The organism is Oryzophilus luti (genome assembly GCF_059726245.1).
The window spans coordinates 1,223,992-1,243,186 of the sequence record NZ_AP040874.1; the positions used below are offsets into that span (position 1 = coordinate 1,223,992).

21 protein-coding genes are annotated in these 19,195 nt (G+C 61.8%); 16 read left to right on the forward strand and 5 right to left on the reverse strand.

Annotated elements, in window-relative coordinates; genetic code table 11:
* Positions 1 to 204 precede the first annotated feature (204 nt).
* The 10 genes from AC6IZO_RS05355 (at position 205) to AC6IZO_RS05400 (ending at position 8,059) form a co-directional block, all read left to right on the forward strand.
* Positions 205 to 627: an ATP-binding protein gene (locus tag AC6IZO_RS05355; protein ID WP_497808733.1), complete on the forward strand. Its 423-nt coding sequence runs from the start codon at positions 205 to 207 to the stop codon at positions 625 to 627.
* Positions 624 to 971, forward strand: coding sequence for an STAS domain-containing protein (locus AC6IZO_RS05360; protein ID WP_497808735.1), 348 nt, complete (start codon positions 624 to 626; stop codon positions 969 to 971). The genes AC6IZO_RS05355 and AC6IZO_RS05360 overlap by 4 nt, the downstream gene beginning before the upstream one ends.
* Positions 972 to 1,121: 150 nt before the next feature.
* A complete protein-coding gene (locus AC6IZO_RS05365) occupies positions 1,122 to 1,364 on the forward strand; it encodes a carboxymuconolactone decarboxylase family protein (RefSeq protein ID WP_497808737.1) in 243 nt (80 codons plus the stop codon).
* Between the two features lie 18 nt (positions 1,365 to 1,382).
* Positions 1,383 to 1,649 (forward strand): carboxymuconolactone decarboxylase family protein, encoded by a 267-nt coding sequence (locus tag AC6IZO_RS05370; protein ID WP_497808739.1) that lies wholly within the window; start codon positions 1,383 to 1,385, stop codon positions 1,647 to 1,649.
* 218 nt (positions 1,650 to 1,867) lie between these two features.
* Positions 1,868 to 2,287, forward strand: coding sequence for a preQ(1) synthase (gene queF, locus AC6IZO_RS05375; protein WP_497808741.1), 420 nt, complete (start codon positions 1,868 to 1,870; stop codon positions 2,285 to 2,287).
* Positions 2,288 to 2,433: 146 nt separating this feature from the next.
* On the forward strand, positions 2,434 to 3,693 hold the full coding sequence (locus AC6IZO_RS05380; protein ID WP_497808743.1) for a spinster family MFS transporter: 1,260 nt from the start codon (positions 2,434 to 2,436) through the stop codon (positions 3,691 to 3,693).
* A 68-nt stretch (positions 3,694 to 3,761) separates the two neighbouring features.
* The gene (locus tag AC6IZO_RS05385) at positions 3,762 to 4,313 is read left to right on the forward strand and encodes a protein tyrosine phosphatase family protein (protein WP_497808745.1); all 552 of its coding nucleotides are present in this window, start codon (positions 3,762 to 3,764) and stop codon (positions 4,311 to 4,313) included.
* Positions 4,314 to 4,509: 196 nt separating this feature from the next.
* Positions 4,510 to 5,772: an efflux RND transporter periplasmic adaptor subunit gene (locus AC6IZO_RS05390; RefSeq protein WP_497808747.1), complete on the forward strand. Its 1,263-nt coding sequence runs from the start codon at positions 4,510 to 4,512 to the stop codon at positions 5,770 to 5,772.
* Complete coding sequence (locus tag AC6IZO_RS05395; RefSeq protein WP_497808749.1) at positions 5,772 to 6,734, forward strand: tetratricopeptide repeat protein; 963 nt, start codon at positions 5,772 to 5,774, stop codon at positions 6,732 to 6,734. Before AC6IZO_RS05390 ends, AC6IZO_RS05395 begins: the two co-directional genes overlap by 1 nt.
* Entirely contained in the window at positions 6,734 to 8,059 is a 1,326-nt protein-coding gene (locus AC6IZO_RS05400; protein WP_497808751.1) for a TolC family protein, read from the forward strand. The genes AC6IZO_RS05395 and AC6IZO_RS05400 overlap by 1 nt, the downstream gene beginning before the upstream one ends.
* Before the next feature lie 76 nt (positions 8,060 to 8,135).
* On the opposite strand, the gene AC6IZO_RS05405 is transcribed toward AC6IZO_RS05400, so the two are convergent.
* The gene (locus AC6IZO_RS05405; RefSeq protein WP_497808753.1) at positions 8,136 to 9,359 is read right to left on the reverse strand and encodes an ABC transporter permease; all 1,224 of its coding nucleotides are present in this window, start codon (positions 9,357 to 9,359) and stop codon (positions 8,136 to 8,138) included.
* Between the two features lie 205 nt (positions 9,360 to 9,564).
* Between AC6IZO_RS05405 and AC6IZO_RS05410 the strand changes: the two genes are divergently transcribed.
* From AC6IZO_RS05410 to AC6IZO_RS05435, 6 genes are all read left to right on the forward strand, one after another.
* Positions 9,565 to 10,080: a hypothetical protein gene (locus AC6IZO_RS05410; protein WP_497808755.1), complete on the forward strand. Its 516-nt coding sequence runs from the start codon at positions 9,565 to 9,567 to the stop codon at positions 10,078 to 10,080.
* 173 nt (positions 10,081 to 10,253) lie between these two features.
* On the forward strand, positions 10,254 to 11,744 hold the full coding sequence (gene hpnJ, locus AC6IZO_RS05415) for a hopanoid biosynthesis associated radical SAM protein HpnJ (protein ID WP_497808757.1): 1,491 nt from the start codon (positions 10,254 to 10,256) through the stop codon (positions 11,742 to 11,744).
* 299 nt (positions 11,745 to 12,043) lie between these two features.
* Positions 12,044 to 12,466 carry an EamA family transporter gene (locus AC6IZO_RS05420; protein ID WP_497808759.1) on the forward strand — a complete coding sequence of 141 codons (423 nt, stop codon included), beginning with the start codon at positions 12,044 to 12,046 and terminating at the stop codon, positions 12,464 to 12,466.
* Positions 12,463 to 12,843, forward strand: a complete 381-nt coding sequence (locus AC6IZO_RS05425) for a hypothetical protein (protein ID WP_497808761.1) — start codon at positions 12,463 to 12,465, stop codon at positions 12,841 to 12,843. Before AC6IZO_RS05420 ends, AC6IZO_RS05425 begins: the two co-directional genes overlap by 4 nt.
* Positions 12,844 to 13,106: 263 nt before the next feature.
* Positions 13,107 to 14,072: a cysteine synthase A gene (gene cysK / locus AC6IZO_RS05430; RefSeq protein ID WP_497808763.1), complete on the forward strand. Its 966-nt coding sequence runs from the start codon at positions 13,107 to 13,109 to the stop codon at positions 14,070 to 14,072.
* Between the two features lie 107 nt (positions 14,073 to 14,179).
* The gene (locus tag AC6IZO_RS05435) at positions 14,180 to 14,824 is read left to right on the forward strand and encodes a DUF4919 domain-containing protein (protein WP_497808764.1); all 645 of its coding nucleotides are present in this window, start codon (positions 14,180 to 14,182) and stop codon (positions 14,822 to 14,824) included.
* Positions 14,825 to 14,827: 3 nt separating this feature from the next.
* Here the strand turns inward: AC6IZO_RS05435 and hpnE are convergent, their stop codons facing one another.
* Genes hpnE through AC6IZO_RS05455 form a run of 4 tightly spaced genes read right to left on the reverse strand, consistent with a single transcriptional unit; the run spans position 14,828 to position 19,187 of the window.
* Complete coding sequence (gene hpnE / locus AC6IZO_RS05440) at positions 14,828 to 16,216, reverse strand: hydroxysqualene dehydroxylase HpnE (protein WP_497808766.1); 1,389 nt, start codon at positions 16,214 to 16,216, stop codon at positions 14,828 to 14,830.
* 2 nt (positions 16,217 to 16,218) lie between these two features.
* Entirely contained in the window at positions 16,219 to 17,145 is a 927-nt protein-coding gene (locus AC6IZO_RS05445; RefSeq protein ID WP_497808768.1) for a phytoene/squalene synthase family protein, read from the reverse strand.
* Positions 17,142 to 18,134 (reverse strand): squalene synthase HpnC, encoded by a 993-nt coding sequence (gene hpnC / locus AC6IZO_RS05450; RefSeq protein ID WP_497808770.1) that lies wholly within the window; start codon positions 18,132 to 18,134, stop codon positions 17,142 to 17,144. Before hpnC ends, AC6IZO_RS05445 begins: the two co-directional genes overlap by 4 nt.
* An 18-nt stretch (positions 18,135 to 18,152) precedes the next feature.
* The gene (locus AC6IZO_RS05455; protein ID WP_497808772.1) at positions 18,153 to 19,187 is read right to left on the reverse strand and encodes a zinc-dependent alcohol dehydrogenase; all 1,035 of its coding nucleotides are present in this window, start codon (positions 19,185 to 19,187) and stop codon (positions 18,153 to 18,155) included.
* Positions 19,188 to 19,195: the final 8 nt, after the last annotated feature.

Sequence of the window (19,195 nt, forward strand, 5' to 3'; positions counted from 1 at the left end):
CCCAGAGGCAAACAGTTTCGCACACCGGAGGAGCACTTGGCGCGTGCAAAAATTTGGCATGCTTGCCGGCGCCGCGTGCCTCTGGTAACCACGTCCCGTGCGCTTGCGATTGACACGCTCCGGTTCGGAATTGCACACTTAGCTCTGGACGCTCCATGCAAGCAGTGTTTGCGTCCGGTTTCCTGACGGATGAACTTGACCCGAGTGAGCTACACGCTGGATTCCACCTTGGACAGCGTGAACAAAGCCGAACAGGCCGCAAGCGATCTTGCCCGAAGGGCTGGCTTCGGAGACGATGAGATCGGGGGCATCTCCATGGCCGTGCGCGAAGCCGCGGTCAATGCCGTGCTGCACGGCAATCACTACGACCCCGCCAAGCGTTTCTACCTCTTCATGGAAAGCAGCCGTGACGCCATGACCGTGAGCGTGCGCGATGAAGGTATTGGGTTCAACGACACGACCGTGCCCGACCCGCTGGCGCCGGAAAACCTGCTCAAGCAGTCCGGCCGCGGCATCTTTCTCATCCGCGCCTTCATGGACGAGGTCAGCTTCCGCCAGCACGAACCCGGCACCGAAATCACCATGATCAAACACCTGCGACGCGCGACGAAAGAGGATAGACAATGACGATGTTGGCCCACTCCCGCCAGGTGGAGGATGTGACCATCGTGGACCTGCAAGGCCGTATCACCCTTGGCGAAGGGTCGGTGGTGCTGCGCGACACGGTGCGCGCTCTGCTGGCCGAGGACCGCAAGAAGCTGCTGCTGAATCTGGCCGACGTTACCTACATCGACAGCAGCGGTATCGGCGAGCTGGTTTCGGCCTTCACCAATGTTCGCGGACAGGGCGGCGACCTCAAACTGCTCCATCTGACCAAGAAGGTCCACGACCTGCTGCAGATCACCAAGCTCTACACAGTCTTTGAAATTCACGATGACGAAGCTGCGGCGATCCAGAGCTTCCGGAAGTAGAGAGAGTTTCGAGTTTTGAGTTTCCAGTGAGCGCGCCTTCGGCGCGCTTTGCTATTTGCCGCAACAGTTGTCATCAGAGGCCCTGCGCATTCCACTTCTTGCAATTCGCAAGGCGTTCCCTCACACTTCATGGTTCCAACAGGAGGTTCCATGCCCCGCATTCCACGGCTTGAGCGTGACGCCGTCGATAAACCGACGCAGGAAATCTACGACCACTTCCAGAAAGAACGCGGCAACGTGCCCAACATGTTCCGCACCGTGGCCCACCGCCCGGAGATTCTCCGCACCATGATTGCCCACTTCCGCGCCGTCATGGAGACTGGCACGCTGCCCGCGAAGATCAAGGAACTGGTCATCGTACGCACTTCGCAAATCAACCAGTGCGCCTATTGACTCGCCTCCCACACCGCCTTGGCAAGGCGGCACGGCTGGAGCGACGAGCAGATTTCCGACCTGAAGAACTTCCGCATCCGCACCGACTTTACCCCCGCCGAGAAGGCCGCGCTGGAGCTGGCCGAGCGCGAGACCCGCGATCCGCACACGGTCGACGACGAATTCTGGACGGAGTTGCGCACGCACTACAGCGAGGGCGAAATCATTGAGCTGGCGGCTGCCATCGGCCTGTTCAACTACTTCAACCGCTTTAATGACGTGCTGAAGATGGAGCCAACCAAGTAGCGGTTGCTCGCTCCGCACACTCTTTCCGTGCGTCATCTTTCGTGCGTCATCCTGAACGAAGCGAAGGATATGCTGTCCGGCCAATCGCAGTGCCCCAGCAGATCCTTTATCGCTGCGCTCCTTGAAGGGCGCGTCGTGTGATGCTCGCGCTTACGCTTCTCCGGACGCCGCGCTTGAAACTCGAAACTTGAAACCCGAAACTTCTTTACAATGTCCTCATGGCAAAGAAGACAAGCATCCACGCAACCCGTCTCGGCTACACCGACCTCCACGCCACCAGCGGGCTGGACGAGAAGTTCCCGGAGATCGAGTGCTGGCCCAACCAGTTCCCCGGATACGAGATTGAGATCGACATTCCGGAGTTCACTTCGGTGTGTCCCAAGACCGGGCTGCCCGACTTCGGCACCATCTGGATCAACTACGTGCCCGACAAGCTCTGCTTCGAGCTGAAGTCGCTGAAGGAATACATCAACCACTACCGCAACCTCGGCATCTTCCAGGAGAACGTGGTCAACCGCATTCTGGAAGACGTGGTGAAGGCCACGAAGCCGAAGTGGGCGCGCATTACCGGTGAGTTCCGTCCGCGCGGCGGCCTGGGCACCAAGGTTGTGGCCGAGTGGCCCCGCAAGCGCAAGTAGTTTGAATTGCGCACCGGATAGACACATGCAGCGGCACGCACTCCGTGCCGCTTCTTCTTTCTGACCTCCCCAGAGTTTCGCTCGCGAAGAATTTGAAATTCGAAGATTCTGAAATCCTGTTATCCTCGCCGCAGATGCCTTCGTCCATGGTCTCCGCAGAAACCTCCGGCTCCACGCACAGCAAGCACGCATGGTGGGCGCTCGCCCTGCTTACGGCGCTTAACTTCATCAATTACATTGACCGCTCGGTGCTCTGGGGCGTGCAGGAGCTGGTGAAGCGGGAGTTCCCCGAGAGCGATGCGCGCTTCGGCCTGCTGACCAGCGTTTTCATCATCTTTTACATGTGCGCCGCGCCTTTCGTGGGCCCGCTGGCCGACCGCTTCCAGCGGCGCATCATCATGTTTGTGGGTGGCCTGCTGTGGAGCGGCGCCACGCTGCTGACGGCCTTTACCACCAGCTTCGACATGCTGCTGTTCCGCCACACCGTGGTCGGCGTGGGCGAAGCTACTTTCGTCGTCATCGCCCCGGCATTCCTCTGCGATCTGTTTCCCGAGCATTGGCGCAACCGCGTCTTCGGCATCTTCTACTTGGCGATTCCGGTCGGAACAGCCATCGGCTATCTGCTCGGCGGACACCTCGCTCAGTATTCGTTCCTCGGTCAGCCGCACTTATCGGGCTGGCGCTTGCCGTTTCTTGTCTGCGCCGCGCCCGGCGTGGTGCTGTCGTTTCTGCTGCTCACCATTCGCGAACCCAAGCGCGGAGCCTCCGATCATCTGCACTCCACGCAGGAGCGCAGCAGCGTGCGCGGCTTGATGCACAATCGCGCCTTCTGGTCGGCGAGCCTTGGCATGGCCGGGCTGACCTTTGCGGTCGGTGGCATGCAGGTCTGGATGCCTACGTTCCTCGCGCGCGTTCGCCACATGGAACTGAGCACGGCCAACTACTACTTCGGCCTGCTGACCGTGGTTGCCGGCATCAGCGCAACGCTCATAGGCCGCTGGCTCGGAGACCGCGCGATTCGCCACCACCGCGGCGGCTATTACATCGTCTCCGCCGTCGGGCTTGCACTCTCCGTGCCCATGGTGCTGCTGGCGGTCTTCCACTCCGGCCCGTTCATGTTCCCCGCCATCTTCCTCGGCGAGTTCTTCATCCTGCTGAACACCGCTCCGCTCAACGCGGCCGTGGTCAACTCCGTGGATGCAGGCATCCGCGCCACCGCCATCTCGGTCAACATCTTCGTCTTCCACGTGCTGGGCGACGCCTGCTCGCCGTGGATCATGGGCGCCATCTCCGACCGCACAAATCTGCAGATCGCCTTCGTTGCCGCCGGTTCGGCCTCCGCCCTCGGCGCGCTGTCGCTGTTCTACGGTGCGCGCTTCGCCCCGGAAGTTGAAATGGGCGACTAGATGTTTTTCACACTCAGTGGAAGGCTTTCCGCTTGTTCTGCGGGCGCCGGTGGCTTACCATCCCTCGCATGACTTCGAGAAGATTCCTGCTTGCTCTTGCTCTGCTCTGCACCGTTGCCTTCGCGCTGCCGCTCTCCGCACAGACACATGCCGCGCAGCCCAACTGGCCCAAGGCATCCACTTTCGGAAATGGCTACTACGTGACCGGACAGATCGCTGCCGAGGACATTCCGGCCATGCACGCCGCTGGCTTTGCCACCGTGATTGACGTTCTGCCCGACGGCGAGCAGCCCGGGCAGGTTCCCTCCGCCGAGGCCGAAAAGCTCGCCAAAGCAAACCACATGAACTTCTTCTATGCGCCGGTCGGACGCGGCCCTGTACCCGATGCCGCGGTTGAGACAACGCTGCATGCCATCAGCACCAGCCGGAAGCCGATTCTTCTTTACTGCCGCAGCGGACACCGCGCCACCAGCGTTCTGGCGCTTGCTCTGGCCTCCATGCCAAACGGCCCGGACGCCGCCAGCATCCTCCAGATGGCGCAGGCCGCCGGTCACCCCGTGGACGCGCTCAAGCCAGAAATCGACCACCGCATTGCGAACCGTGCACCAGCAAAGAAGTAACTGGTTCTACAGGGCGAGAGCACCGCTCTCGCCCTCCAACGTCATTGCCCAACACCCCCTGAGACCATCCGTGCCCCGCTGCGTCTAACTATTTTGTAGATTTACATTTGTCTTTCGCTTGCCAAAGGCCACGGGAGTTTTTACCCTCAATAGTTTGGGGATCTTTCAGGGGAGCGCGAGGGGCACTCTTAAGCGAATGTCGAACGGAAACGAAAAGACCGGATTTTTCAAGGGAATGACGGGCCTCTGGACCGCAGTAATTGTGCTGGTTCTGGTGGCGGCCGTCGGCTCCTACTTGCAGTCGCGGCCGCGCCGCATACGCATCAGCACCACGCACGCGGAGCGCCAGAGCATCAGTAGCAGCATTACCACCAATGGCAAGGCTGAACCGCTGCGCAACTTTGAGGCGCATGCCCCGGCCGCTGCGGCCGTCAAGCGCGTCGCGGTCAAGGCCGGCGACCGCGTGAAGGCCGGCCAGTTGCTTGTGACGCTGGATGACGCCGACGCGCGCGAGCGCCTTGCCAAGGCCGAAACGCTGTTGAGCGGCGCCGAAGCCGACCTGAACAACCTGAAACAGGGCGGCAGCCGCATGGATGTGCTGACCCGCTCGGCCGACCTGAAGAAGGCTACCGACGAGCGCCAGAGCGCCGAGCGCACACTGGCCGCGCTGGAGCGTCTGCAGCAGAAGGGTGCCGCCTCCGCCGACGAAGTGGCCGCTGCGCGCAGCCGAGTTGTCCGCGCCCACGCGCAGGAGTCCGTACTGCAGAGCAACGGTTCGTCGCGCTATTCGCCGCAGGAGTTGAAGCATGCGCAGGACGAGGTGGCCAACGCCCGCTCCTCCGTGACCTCCGCCCGCGAATGGCTGGCACAGTTTGAGGTCCACGCGCCGTTTGACGGCACGGTCTACAACCTTGCAGCCCGCGAAGGCTCCTACGTTGCCAGCAGCGACGTGCTTGTGATGGTCGCCGACCTCGGCAGCATTCAGATACGCGCATTTGTCGACGAGCCGGAGATTGGCAAGCTGCGCAGCGGCCAGCAGGTCCGCATCACCTGGGACGCGCTGCCCAGCCGCACCTGGGAGGGCCAGATCACTACCGTGCCCACCACGGTCGTCAACCGTGGCAGCCGCGTGGTTGGCGAGTTGCTCTGCGCCGTGGACAACCACGATGGCAGCCTGCTGCCGAACACCAACGTTGGCGTGGCCATTGTGCTCAACAACCAGTCCGCGGCGCTCACCATTCCCCGTGAAGCGTTGCACACGGAGAATGGCGCATCGTTCGTCTACGTGGTGAATGAGAACAAACTCCATCGCCGCGACGTGCGCACCGGCGTCAGCAACCTGACGCGCGTGGAAATTGTGCAGGGCCTGACCGGAAGCGAAGTGCTCGGGCTTTCTTCGCTCAGCCCCACGCCCATGACCGACGGCATCACCGTCAAGATCATCGAGAACCCATCGTAATGCGCGTATTTCAGACCATTGCCGCAGCGGTGCTGGCGCTGTCAGCCGCGGCCGCACTCGCCAGCTCTCCCGCGGAGCTTGTGACGCAGGGCCGCACGGATGATGCCGTGCGCGCGTTGCGCTCCGAACTTGCCCGCAACCCGAATGATGCTGCGGCCTACAACCTGCTCTGCCGCGCCTATTACCACGCGGAGGATTTCGGCGCCGCCGTCAGCAATTGCGAGCGTGCCGCGCAGTTGCAGCCCGGCAACAGCTTCTACCTGATGTGGCTGGGCCGTGCCTATGGCGAACGCGCCGACAAGGTTGGTGCTCTCTCTGCCTACGGCCTCGCCCGCAAGTCTCTTGACGCCATGAACCGCGCCTTTGCCGCCGATCCGAAGAACACGGACGCGCGCCGCGACCTGGCTGAGTACCTGACCAACGCTCCCGGCGTGGTGGGCGGCGACCGCGACCGCGCCATGCGCTTGGCTGGAGAAATTGAAAAATCAGATCCATCCAGCGCCGCATGGATCCGCGCCATTGTGGCCGGTGCGCGTGGGAATGAAGCCGAGGCCGAGCGCCAGCACAAGCTCGCCATACAAGCCAGCAGGAATCATCCGTCCACGCTCATGGAGCTGGCGCACTTCTATCGCAAGCACAAGCGCTGGGACGATATGGAGCGCACCATCTCCACGGCTCTGGCCGAGCACAACGTGCGCCCCTATGATCTGTATGACGCTGGCGAGCTGTACCTCACCAGCGGGCGCAACCTGAATGGTGGCATCAGCGCGCTTCGTCGCTATCTCGCTGGTCCCGCCGATGAGGCCGCCCCGGTCTTCCGCATCCACTGGATGCTGGGCCAGTTGCTGGAGCGTACCGGAGATCGCGCCGGAGCCGCCGCCGAATACCGTGCGGCGCTCGCGCTTTACTCCAACTATCGCCCGGCAAAGGATGCGCTGCGCAAGCTCGGAGGTGCGGCGTAATGCACTGCCTCGCTCCGCAGCACACACTCCGCGCATGGTTCCAGCGCGCCACCGCCGTCGCACTCATCGCGCTTGCCGTTTGCGTAGCGGCCTCCGCGCAACAGCCTGTCACTTTCCGTTCCGCGCTGGAGCTGGCGCTCAAACATAGCGGTGCCATGGTGACGGCCACCGCCGATCGCACCAAGGCCGAGCAGGGTTACCGCGAGCAGCGCGCCGCCTACATTCCGAGCGTTGCGCTTGGCTCGCAACTTGGCTACTCCTTCGGCATGCCCGCCACGGGCGATGTGCCCTCCATCTTCAGCATCAGCAGCAACCAGAGCCTCATCAACTTCGCGCAGCGCAGCCTTGTCCGCGCCGCGCGCTCCGATTGGGAGGCCGCGCAGGTTGACTACGCCGACAAGGCCAACGAAGTGCTGCTCAACACTGCCCTGCTCTACCTTGAACTGGACAATGTGACCGTGCGCCTGAAGGCGCTCCGAGAGGAACAGCAGTCGGCCACGCGCGCCACTTACATTGCCAGCCAGCGTGCCGATGAAGGCGTTGACAGCCAGCTTGACCTGAAGCGGGCACAGCTCGCCGCCGCCCGCGTGCAGATGCGTATTACCGAGGCAGAGACTTCCGCCGAAGTGCTGCGCACCAAGCTTGCCCGCCTGATCGGCACAGTGGCGGACACGCTGACCACCGACCACTCTTCCATCCCTGATCTTCCTGCCTCCGCCGTCGAGCGCGACGCGGCCGCACTTGCCGTGGAAACCAGCGCCACGGTGCGCTCCGCCGAGCAGCGCGTGCGCTCCGCCCAGTTCCGCGCGCAGGCCGAGCGGGACCAGATGAAGCCGCAGATGGATTTCTACACGCAATACAAGCGGCTCAGCACCTTCAACAATTACGAGCAGTATTACAAGTCATTCTCCAATGACAGCTTTGCTGTTGGCGGCACCATTCGCATCCCGATCTTCAACTTTGCCGAGCGCGCCCGCATCCGCGCCGCCGACGCTGAAGTGGTCCGCGCGCGCCAGCAGGCCATCGAGACGCGCAGCCAGGTGTCCGATGAAGCACTAAAACTTCAGCGCAGCCTGCGCCAGCTCACCGCAGCCGTCGATGTGGCACGGCTTGAGTACGAAGTGGCTGAGGCCAGCGTCGACTCTGTCGCCGCGCAGATCACCGATGGCAAGGCAAACTCGCGCGACTTGGAGAATGCGCGCATCGACCGAAGCGACCGGCAGGCCAGCTACCTGCAATCGCAGTTTGAGTTGCAGCGCGCGCAACTGCAGTTGCTCCGCCAGACCGGCGAATTGCAGACCTGGGCGCTGCCTGCGTCGAAATAGCCTTTCGTCACTTCTTACCGCAATAAGACAGGGCGCCGCGAAGGCGCCCTGTCTTTTGCAATCAAGCGTCAATTGACTATTCGTACCGCAGCGATTCCGTCGGCTGCAGTTTGGATGCGCGATTCGCGGGCAGGAAACCGAACAGCACGCCCGTGGCGCACGAGACAATGAAGGCCGCCACCACGGAGGCCAGCGAGATCGGAATGCGCAGGTTCAGCTCCGCCGGCAGCAGCGGCTCCACAATCACCTTCACGCTGACGGCGATCAGGATGCCGAGCACGGCTCCCATGCCGCTGATCAGCCCGGCCTCCACAAGAAACTGGTACAGAATCTCCTTGCGGCGCGCGCCCAAGGCCTTCCGCAGGCCGATTTCGCGCGTGCGTTCCGTTACCGTCACCAGCATGATGTTCATGATGCCCACACCGCTGATGACCAGCGCAATGCAGCCCACCAGCAGCAGCACCACGGTCAGCGCCAGCGAAATCTTCCGCGCCGCGTCCAGGATCGACGAAAGGTTCTGCACCGTGTAAATGGCTCCGGCGTGGTGGCGAGAGGTCAGCACGTCGCTCACCTCCTGCGTCACCTGCGGCACATCGGTCGCGGTCGCCGCCTGCGCGTAGAAGGTGCGCATGTAGTCATTGCCCGTGTAGTAGCGGATGAGCGGGAACGGGATCAGCACCGAGCTTGACGTGATCTCCGACTGCCCGAAGGTGGCGACGCGCTCGCGGAAGACGGCGATGACCGTGAAGGTCAGCTCGCCCACGCGAATCTGCCGCCCAACCAGGTTCGGGTTGGAGGGATCAATCTGCTTCGCCAGGTCGTAGGTCACTAGGCACGCCTTTGCCGCCTGCGTCATGTCGCTGCCGTCGAAGAAGCGCCCGTGGAGAATTTGCAGGTTGCGTATGTCCTGGAAGCCTTCGGTCACGCCAATCAGCGCCACCGGCTTCTCAATGCCGTTGACCACGATATTCGACGCCATATCGTAGGTTCCGGCAACCTTGGCCACCTTGGGCTGCGCGGCCACAGCCTCCAGGTCACCCATGGTGATTTCGTCGGACAACGAACGCGCGCCGCCCGAACCCGCCGAACCGCCCTGATAAAAGGCGTAGACGAGGTTCGAGCCGACGCCCTCGATCTGAGTCAGCACATAGGTGCGGCCCAGCGTGGCAATGGTCACCACCAGCACAATGCAGGCGGCGCCAATCATCACGCCAAGCATGGTCAGCGCGGCGCGCACCTTGTTCGCACGCAGCGCGTCCAGCGCCACGCCCACCGTTTCGTGATTGATCTGTATGGCCAAGCGAGTTCCCAGTTCTCAATTCCCGGCCCGCCGCTCAGGCGCTCCGGGCTTCCACAGCCTGTTCAGTATATCGTCTCGCTAACTTTGGGTGGACGATTGAGTTCGCCAGCCGTCGTGCCCCATTTTTCGCAGCCTTTGGCGAATGTGCTTCCATACATTTTCGCGAGTCAGGAACCGCCAGCCTCTGTGCGGTGTCTTTAGGAACATGCGCCATTCCTCTGCTCTGCGCGTGTTCAGCCTCATGATGGCAACAACGCTTTCTGTCGGCGTTGCGGTACTTTTGCTGTCCACTATGTTGACCCCGAGCACGGGATTATCGGTGTGGCTCGGACGCCAACGCCCTTGCTCCCCCTACGTTGCTGATAACAACCGTACAGTTGTACTCAATCTTCAACCAGATGGACTTTACCTGAACAACACGCCTCTGCAACCTGGAGCTCTTCCGGTGGTGTTGCGGCACCTCATGCGCACTCGTGCGGAGAAGGTCCTCTTCTTCTACGCTGAACCCAACGCTGATTTTCAAGAGGCCGCGGCCCTTATCAATCAGGCGCAGAATGCTGTTCCTGACATCCGCATCGCCCTCATCAGCAAGGATCACCTTCTCCCCGGCAAGTGCAGCTTTGCTCTTCCAGAGCCACCGCTGCCCTTCTCTGGGCCTTGGCAATGTGGCAATGGCGCCCTAAAGGGTTCGCCCGATGTATTTCTTCCTGAGGTTCGTTGAGCACCCCACGGTAGCGCGCTTTCCAATTCATCCCTTCGTACTTTCGACATTCCGTCATTCGACAACGCCTTCCGCTCGCCCTTCGCTCTGCCCCGTTCACCACCAAAGGGCTGCCGTTCGCTTCCAAATCGCTGCGAAATGGCCCTTGCAAGATGTTAGGATAATAGGTGCTTATGCCTTTGAAGACGCTGTTTCTGAACCCTCCATCGTTTGAGAACTTTGACGGCGGCGCCAGCTCGCGCTGGCCGGCCACGCGTGAAATCGAGTCCTACTGGTACCCCGTCTGGCTCGCCTACCCCGCCGGCATGCTTGAGGGATCGCGCCTGCTCGACGCCAGCCCGCATCACATCTCGGCCGAGCAGACCATCGAAATCGGCAAGGACTACGAGTTTCTTGTGCTGTTCACCAGCACCCCTGGCTTCCGCGGAGACATGAAGCTGGCCGCGTTGATGAAGCAGGCCAACCCGAAGCTGAAGATCTGCTTCGTGGGTCCGCACGTCACCACGCTGCCCGATGAGGCGCTGAATGACTGCCCGGCCATCGACTTCGTGGTTCGCCGCGAGTTCGACTACGCAACCGTCGAGTACGCCAACGGCAAGCCGCTGAGCGAGATTCTCGGCGTCAGCTACCGCGGCGCCGACGGCAAGGTCATCCACAATCTCGACCGCCCGCCGCTCTCCGGCGAGGAGCTGGACAAGCTGCCCGATGTGGTCGACGTCTACAAGCGCGACCTCGACATCACGCGCTACAACGTGCCCTTCCTGCAGCATCCGTATGTGGCGCTTTACACCACGCGCGGCTGCCCGGCGCAGTGTACCTACTGCCTGTGGCCGCAGCAGTTGAGCGGACACGCATGGCGCAAGCGCTCCACCGACGCCGTGGCCGCTGAAATGGCCAAGGCCAAGAAGCTCTTCCCCGAGGCAAAGGAATTCTTCTTCGACGACGACACGTTCAACATCAACAGCGCGCGCACCATCGAGCTGTGCGCCAAGTTGAAGCCGTTGAAGCTGACCTGGTCGTGCACCTCGCGCGTCACCACCAATTACGAGACGCTGAAGGCGATGAAGGAAGCGGGCTGCCGCCTGCTCATCGTCGGCTTTGAGTCGGGCGACCCGCAGATTCTCAAGAACATCAAGAAGGGCGCCACCATCGAGCGCGCCGAGCAGTTTGTGAAGGACTGCAAGAAGCTGGGCCTGACCGTGCACGGCGACTTCATCCTCGGCCTCCCCGGTGAGACCAAGGAGACGATCCGCCGCACCATCAACTTCGCCAAGAAGTTGAACGTGGAAACCATACAGGTCTCCGTGGCACACGCCTACCCCGGCACCGAGTTCTTCGAGTTCGCGGAAAAGGGCGGCTACATCACCAACTCCGAGGATCTCGTCGATCTGGGCGGACACCAGGTGGCGCACATTGAGTACCCAGGCCTGCCCACTGACTACATCATGGAGATGGTCCACCGCTTCTACGACGAGTACTTCATCTACCGTCCGAAGATGTGGATTCCAATCGTGGCCAAGGCCATGATGAAGAGTGAGGAGCGCAAGCGCCTCTACAAGGAAGCCAAGGAGTTCCTGACCCTGCGCGCCGCACGCAAGCGCGCCGTGGAAGAAGCCCGCGCCAAGAAAGCGGCCGAGGCTCCGGCACACGCCGCCCACAGCTAGCCGCAGGCTTCACAGTCACAAGGTTTCAAGCTGGCCCCGCACCCGCGGGGCCTTTTCTTATCTGCGCGCTGGAATGTCCACCGCGCACTTCCGCCCTGATCGAAGCAACCTCTCCTAATCCCAGGCGTCATCCTGAGGTGGCTTCTTGCGCTGAAGGATCTGCTTTCTCTTCCCTCGTGTCTCATTTCTCCAAGTCGCGACGCACTGCATTCACGCAGCGCTCCCATCGCGCTCATTTCGTCCTTTCGTACTTTCGTCACTCCGTCATTCCATCGCCGCGAAGCTGTTACGATTGAGGCATGACTTTTCGCAAATACATGGTCCTGATGGCCGTCGCTTTGTTCGCCTCCATTGGCGATACGCTGCTCTCGCGCGGCATGAAGGACGTGGGCGCCATCAGCCTCGAGCATCTCGGCGCGGTCATTCTTGCCGTGCTCAATCCGTGGGTTGTCTGCGGAATTCTCCTGCTGCTCTGCTTCTTCGCCGCCATGTCCGCCGCGCTGAGCTGGGCAGACCTGACCTACGTGATGCCCGCCACCGGCATGGGCTACGTTGTCATGGCGCTGACCTCAAAGTTCTTCCTGCACGAACAGATCAGTTCTTCGCGCTGGCTTGGCATCGTGCTCATCACCATCGGCGTTGGCTTTGTCGCCGGCGGTCCCGCGCAGACCGAGCGCGAAGACGCGCCGCAAGCCGCGGAAGCTCACGAGGAGGCACGATGAAGACTCTTTACACCTGGGCCGCCATCCTCGTCGTCACCCTGGCCTCCACCGCAGGAGAATCGCTGCTTGCCTACTCCATGCAGAACATTGGAGACCTTGGCGAGCTTCGCAATCGCGAAGGGCTTGCCGCTTGCGTCCGCCGCGTCTTCTCCACGCCGTCGGTTTTCGTCGCTGTGTTCTTCATGGCCATCGCCTTCTTTAGCCTCTTGTTCGGACTCTCGTGGGCGGATCTGTCCCTTGTCGGCCCTGCGGCTGCCGCGCTGACGTTCATCTCCAACGCATTTGTTGCGAAATTCTTTCTCAAGGAAAACGTCGACCGCCGTCGCTGGATCGCCGCTGTTTTCGTGGGTGCGGGCGTCGCGCTGCTCGCGCGCTAGCGATTCCTGAATCCTTCGCCTCGCCGCTTCAATCAAATCAGATGTTGCACAATCGGGCCGTCCGCGTCACAATAACCAGGACGCGGGCCTCCCGGCCCCATTCAGCAAAATGACGAGCACTTCCTCCATCATCGTCTGCTGTTGTTGTTGTTGCCGCTAACAGGCACCTTTCTGCCTTCTCACATTTCCAGGTTCTAAAGTCGCGGGATCTTTTGATTCCCGCCGCTGACTTTCAACATCCATACAACTGAAAAGAGGACATCGTGACGATTGCAAACGATTTGACCAAGCTCATTGGCAACACGCCTTTAGTGAAGCTCAACCGCCTGTCTGCGGGCCTGAAGGCCACCGTGGCCGTGAAGCTCGAAAGCCGCAATCCGGCCAACAGCGTGAAGGACCGCATCGCGGTCAGCATGATTGAAGAGGCCGAAAAGGCCGGCAAGATCACCCCTGGCAAGACCACCCTGATTGAGCCGACCAGCGGCAACACCGGCATCGGCCTCGCCTGGGTCGCGGCCGTCAAGGGCTACAAATTCATCATCACCATGCCCGACACGATGAGCCTTGAGCGCCGCGTGCTGGTCAAGGCCTTCGGCGCCGAAGTGGTGCTGACCCCGGGCGCAAAGGGCATGAAGGGCGCCATCGCCAAGGCCGAGGAACTCAACAAGAACACGCCCGATAGCTACATCCTTCAGCAGTTCGCCAACCCTGATAATCCGAAGATTCACCGCGAGACCACCGGCCCCGAGATCTGGCGCGACACCGATGGCAAGGTTGATATCGTGGTCGCTGGCGTCGGCACCGGCGGCACCATCACCGGCATTGCGCAGTTCATCAAGCCGAAGAAGGCGGGCTTTAAGGCCGTAGCAGTGGAACCTGCGGAAAGCCCCGTGCTGAGCGGCGGAGCCTCCGGCCCCCACAAGATTCAAGGCATCGGCGCGGGCTTTGTCCCGAGCGTGCTGGATACGACACTCGTCGATGAGATTCTGCCCATCCCGAGCGAGCTTGCCATCCAGACCGCGCGTGACCTGCCCATCAAGGAAGGGTTGCTTGTCGGCATCAGCAGCGGTGCCGCTGTGGCCGCCGCGCTCAAGCTGGCCGAGCGTCCAGAGAATGCGGGCAAACTCATCGTCGCCGTTCTGCCTGACTTCGGCGAGCGCTACCTCAGCACCATCCTCTTCCAGAGCCTGTTTGAAGAAGCCAAAGGCCTGGAGACCGTGCAGATCTAGCACGGCGCAAACAGTACACAGCCTCCTGCACCCCGCTCCACGCGAGCGGGGCTTTTTTTGTGCCCGATGGTTTGCGCGCAGTGCCCGCGCGATGCGACCATACACACATGAAGCACGTCGCCCTCGTCGCGTTCCTGCTGCTCGGCTGCCCTCTCTTTGCACAGACACCCGCTGCCGCTCCCACCTGCCGCCAACTTTCCTGGTCGCTGGCGCGCGGTGAAATTAGCATCGACTACACTGCGCTGCGCCGCCGCTGCCTGCCTCCGCTGGCCGAGTCGATCCCCGAACTGACGACCGAGCAAATGTTCGACGCCATTGACGATGAGGACTACAACACTGCCGTCAAGCTCGCCGAGGACATCTGCGAGCACGATCCCGCGAGCCTTGACGCTCATGCCGCCGCGGCTACGGCCCTGCACCAGCTTGGCAAGACCAAGCGCGAAGAGTTCCACCGCACCGTGATGCATGCGCTGATGGATTCCATCACGCAGAAACGCGACGGTCACTCGCCGGAAACCGCATGGAATGCGGTACTGGTGCACGAGGTGTATTCGATTCTTGCACTGAAGGGTTATCGCGTCCGCTCGGAATCAATGGTGGAAACCGGCGGCCATCGCTACGATGTGCTGAAGGTTGTGCCCGAAGACGACAGCGCGCCCGTCGACATCTATTTCAATATCGACGAGGCGTGGGCGAACGAGCACACGAGCGATAAGCAGACGCCCGCCAAGAATGGACAGGAAAAACAGTAACGATTACGGAAAGAGCTTCATCAAGCCCTGCGGTGCAAGGTCTGCGACAAGAAATTTCGCGTGTTCTCCGCGCGAAGTCACGAGGGCTTCCGCCGAAAGATAGCCGCCGCGAACAGCGCCTTCCATCGTCGCGGGCCAGCCTGTCTCGGTCCAATCACCGCTCAGGAAGATGTTCGGCCACGGGCTCTTCGGCTTGAGCCGCGACGCGTCCGAGCCGGGCGCTGGCACAAACGTCGCGTGGATTTCCTTCACCACGGTAGCCTTCAGCAACCTGGCTTCGCGCACGATGGGGAAGAACTCCGCAAGCTCCCGCAAAGATAATTCAATCACCTCGGCGCGCGACATCGGCACCATCTGCCGCGAAGCGCTCACCACCAGCTCCACGTAGCTGCCCGCGCCTTCCACCGTGCGCTGCTGAATCTTTGACTTCTGGAACATCCACTGAATATTGCGCTCCAGCAGCACCGCATGTTCGAGCGGAGAAATCTCGCGGTCGAACCACAGATGCACGCCGGTGATCGGCGCCGTCTGCAACCGGCTTGTCTCGTGCAGCAGCTTCTCGCTGGCTTCTCCCGGCGGCAGAAGCTTGCACAGTGCATAGAACGGCACCGCGCAGATCAGCGCATCAAACTGCTCTTCCCCGTTCGCCGTGCGGATGAACGCACCATTTGCCGTCGCCCCAATTCCCTCCACCGAACTCCGCAGGCGAACTTCGCCTCCGCGCGCCGTGATGTAATTGGCGGCCACGCCGTAAAGCTCGGAGAGAGGAATTGTCGGCAGGCCCATGCGTCCGGCTTCGGCAGACTTCAGGAACGCGTCGCGGAAGACCAGCCCCGCGTAGCGCACGCTCACCTTGTCCAGTTCTTCGTTGAGCGCGCCCACCAGCACCGGCTGCCAGAACCGGTCGATTGCCCGCTGTGATTGCCCATGTCGCCGCAGCCAGCTTGCGAAGTCGCCCTCTTCCTGCGGCACTCCGTTCAGCACAGCCATCAGCGCACGAGCTACGCCCAGCTTGTCCGCCAGCGAGAGCAACGGGAAGCCCAGAAACTTTGGCGTGGAGTGCAGCGGAGCTGGCAGCCACGACGGCGCAATGACGCCGCTCTTGCCGCCGGGCAGCATGAACGTCAGCTTGGAGTACCAGCGGATCTTGTCGGCGACGCCGAGCCGCTTGTAGAGATCGAGCAGATTGGTACAGCAGCCCAGCAGCGCGTGCTGGCAGTTGTCCACCACCTCGCCCGTGCCGGGATGCTCGTAGGAAGAAGCGCGGCCGCCAAGATAGGGGCGCCGCTCAAACAATGTGACCTTGTATCCAGCCTCCGACAACGCACAGCCAGCGGCGATTCCGGAAAGCCCGCCGCCCACGATGGCCACGCTCGTCTTCCCGCCCGCCATGCTTACGCCCACCAGAGAAGCCGCTTACCGAAGCCTTGCAGCAGCATCTTCACCTTGTCAAAGGTGCTCACGCGCACGCGCTCGGAGTAGACGTCGTAATTGCGCTGCTCAATGCGCTCCAGCAATCCGCGGTAGATTGCGATCAGCACCCACAACGCAGGCTGGCTTGCTTCTTCCACCAGAGGCAGTAATTCGTCGCCGCTCTTGTAGAACTCACGCGCGCGGTCCGCCTCGTACTTCAGCAGCGGAACCAGCTTGTCCGGGTCCTTGCCCGCGCACAACTCCTCAACAGAGACATTGAAGCGCAGCAGGTCCTCCGCCGGCAGGTAGATGCGCCCCATTTCCGCGTCTTCCTTCACGTCGCGCAGAATGTTGGTGAGCTGGAAGGCGACACCGAGCCGCTCCGCCAGCATCTCCGCCTTCTTTTCCGTGTAACCGAAGATGCAGATGCACACCAGGCCGACCACGCTCGCCACGTGGTAGCAGTAGTTGTAAAGCTCGTCGAAGGTCTGGTAGGCAACGATAGGATGCGCGGGATCGTACGGGTGCGTCTCCTCCAGATCCATCGCGGTCCCAGCCACCAGCTTCTCCAGCAGCTCGCTCGGAATGTTGAAGCGCTGCTGCGAATCACGCAGAGCCATCAGCACAGGCTCGTCCGTGCGCTCTCCGGCAGAAGCCCGCCGGAATGCATCGAGGAACACGCCCATCTTTTGGCGACGCTCCTCCACTGAGAGCGTGGGATCGTCGGAGATATCATCGGCGCGGCGCATGAAGGCGTATACCGCGCAGAGTGCATTGCGCCGCCGCGACGGCAGCACCATGAAGCCGTAGTAAAAGTTCTTGGCCTTGCTGCGCGCAATGTGCCGGCACACGCAGTAGGCGGTATCCAGTTGCAGCGCGTTCGCAGGCGTAACCGCGGTGGTGCTCATGCGGACACCTTCCCCGCCAGCGCGCGCAGCAACAGCATGAACTTCTGCGTCTTGGAGACCACCGGGCGCTGCGCCAGCACGTCGTAATTCTGCTTTTCAATCGCGTCCAGAATCGCCAACCCGCCACGGCTGAACAACTCCAGGTCGAGCGCCAGGTGGCGATCAACTTCTTTCACCAGCGGCAATCCGCGCTCAAACCACTGGCGCGCACGCTTCACTTCAAAGCGCATCAACTCGCGGAACTCCGGAGAGAATCGCCGTTCGGCAATCTGCTGCTCCGTCGCGCCAAAGCGCGTGAGGTCTTCGAGCGGCAGATAAACGCGGTCCTTCTCCCAGTCCACGGAAACGTCCTGCCAGAAGTTGGCCAGTTGCAGCGCCGTGCAGGTGAAGTCGCTCAGCAGTTGGCGTCCCGCGTCACGGTAGCCGCACAGATACAGCACCAGGTGCCCCACCGGGTTCGCCGAGTAATGGCAGTAGCCGAGCACGTCGTCAAACGTCTGGTACCGCTTCACGGTCTGGTCCTGCCGGAAGGCCACCAGCAAGTCGCTGAATTCATGCTCGGGAATCTGAAATTCGCGGATGGTATCGGCCAGCGCGACAAATACCGGATGCCGCGACCCTTCCGCCGAAGGATTGCTCAGCTTCGCGTAAGTCGCATCCAGTTCCCGCCCCCACTGATCGAGCAACGCCAGCGAAAGAGCGGTGTCGCCAACCTCATCGCCCAGATCGTCGGAGATGCGGCAGTAGGAATAGACATTGAAGAAGTGCTGATGAAGTCTTCTAGGCAGGAACCACGAGGCCACAGAGAAATTCTCATAGTGGCCGCGCGCCAGCCGCTCGCAGTAGGCGCGCGCCTCCGCCAACGTCGGCGCAGTCTCGGGGATTGCGTAGCTCGCGGGGAGCCGCGAGAAACCTTCGCGCACTGCCTCCGGACGCACCTCACCACTCGGCGGCCCGCCCATCGGGCCGTTGGGATGGATCACTGACATCGTCGTCCTTGTCCGCGCCTACAGCCCGGGTATGATCGCGGTCTTGATTTCACCCTTGCGGTTTGCCATGTGGCGGAGCACCTCGGAAAGTTCCGACAACGGCGCTTCGCCAGTGATGTAGTGCTCCGCCTTGATCTTGTGCTCGGCCACCAGCGCAAACGCGCGCCGCACCGTCTCCGGCGTGTGATGGAACGTCGCCTTCAGCGTGATCTCCGAGTAGTGCAGGCGCTGCGTGTCCAGCCCCACCTGCGTGTCCTTCGGACATCCGCCAAAGAAGTTGACCACACCGCCCTTGCGCACCATCTCAATGGCCCACTCCCATGCTTCGGGACGGCCCACAGCTTCGATCACCACATCAGCGCCTCGGCCTTCCGGCGTCAGATGGCGCACGGCCTGCACGGCATCCACCTTGGTGATCTGCACCACCTCGGCCGCGCCTGCCCGGCGTGCTGCCGCAACCTGCGCATCACGCTTCACCACGGCAATCACGTTGCAGCCCATGATGTGCGCAATCTGCACGAACATCAGGCCAATCGGCCCCATGCCGATGACCACCACCGAGTCGCCAATTTCCACGCCCGTCTCATGCAATCCACGCAACACGCAAGCCAGCGGCTCGGTCAGCGCGGCGTTTTCAAAGGAAACGTCCGGCGGAACCGCCAGCATGTTGGCTTCGACAATGCGCTTGGGAACCTTGATGTACTCGGCATACGCGCCGTTGTTGAACAGTAGATCCTCGCAGAGGTTTTCCTGGTGCTTCTTGCAGTAGAAGCACTGCCCGCACGGCGCGGAGTTCAGCGCCACCACGCGCTGCCCCTTCTTGTATCCGCGGACTCCGGGGCCCAGTTCTTCAATTACGCCTGCAAACTCGTGTCCAAAAAGTGCGGGAGGAACAATCATCTTCGCGTGGTAGCCGCGACGATAGACTTTCAGATCGGTACCGCAGGTCAACGCCGCCTGCACCCGTACCAGTACTTCGCCTTCTTCCAGCTCAGGAATCGGGACTTCTTCAATCTTCACGTCCTCTTTGCCGTAGAGGACCGCTGCGGTCATTTTTCCGT

Excerpts from the sequence above, each read along its gene's own strand:
- AC6IZO_RS05360 (WP_497808735.1), top strand. The coding sequence starts at position 624 with ATGACGATGTTGGCCCACTCCCGCCAGGTGGAGGATGTGACCATCGTG.
- AC6IZO_RS05365 (WP_497808737.1), top strand. The coding sequence starts at position 1,122 with ATGCCCCGCATTCCACGGCTTGAGCGTGACGCCGTCGATAAACCGACG.
- queF (WP_497808741.1), top strand. The coding sequence starts at position 1,868 with ATGGCAAAGAAGACAAGCATCCACGCAACCCGTCTCGGCTACACCGAC.
- AC6IZO_RS05380 (WP_497808743.1), top strand. The coding sequence starts at position 2,434 with ATGGTCTCCGCAGAAACCTCCGGCTCCACGCACAGCAAGCACGCATGG.
- AC6IZO_RS05385 (WP_497808745.1), top strand. The coding sequence starts at position 3,762 with ATGACTTCGAGAAGATTCCTGCTTGCTCTTGCTCTGCTCTGCACCGTT.
- AC6IZO_RS05390 (WP_497808747.1), top strand. The coding sequence starts at position 4,510 with ATGTCGAACGGAAACGAAAAGACCGGATTTTTCAAGGGAATGACGGGC.
- AC6IZO_RS05395 (WP_497808749.1), top strand. The coding sequence starts at position 5,772 with ATGCGCGTATTTCAGACCATTGCCGCAGCGGTGCTGGCGCTGTCAGCC.
- AC6IZO_RS05400 (WP_497808751.1), top strand. The coding sequence starts at position 6,734 with ATGCACTGCCTCGCTCCGCAGCACACACTCCGCGCATGGTTCCAGCGC.
- AC6IZO_RS05410 (WP_497808755.1), top strand. The coding sequence starts at position 9,565 with ATGCGCCATTCCTCTGCTCTGCGCGTGTTCAGCCTCATGATGGCAACA.
- hpnJ (WP_497808757.1), top strand. The coding sequence starts at position 10,254 with ATGCCTTTGAAGACGCTGTTTCTGAACCCTCCATCGTTTGAGAACTTT.
- AC6IZO_RS05420 (WP_497808759.1), top strand. The coding sequence starts at position 12,044 with ATGACTTTTCGCAAATACATGGTCCTGATGGCCGTCGCTTTGTTCGCC.
- AC6IZO_RS05425 (WP_497808761.1), top strand. The coding sequence starts at position 12,463 with ATGAAGACTCTTTACACCTGGGCCGCCATCCTCGTCGTCACCCTGGCC.
- AC6IZO_RS05435 (WP_497808764.1), top strand. The coding sequence starts at position 14,180 with ATGAAGCACGTCGCCCTCGTCGCGTTCCTGCTGCTCGGCTGCCCTCTC.
- hpnE (WP_497808766.1), bottom strand. The coding sequence starts at position 16,216 with ATGGCGGGCGGGAAGACGAGCGTGGCCATCGTGGGCGGCGGGCTTTCC.
- AC6IZO_RS05445 (WP_497808768.1), bottom strand. The coding sequence starts at position 17,145 with ATGAGCACCACCGCGGTTACGCCTGCGAACGCGCTGCAACTGGATACC.
- hpnC (WP_497808770.1), bottom strand. The coding sequence starts at position 18,134 with ATGTCAGTGATCCATCCCAACGGCCCGATGGGCGGGCCGCCGAGTGGT.
- AC6IZO_RS05455 (WP_497808772.1), bottom strand. The coding sequence starts at position 19,187 with ATGACCGCAGCGGTCCTCTACGGCAAAGAGGACGTGAAGATTGAAGAA.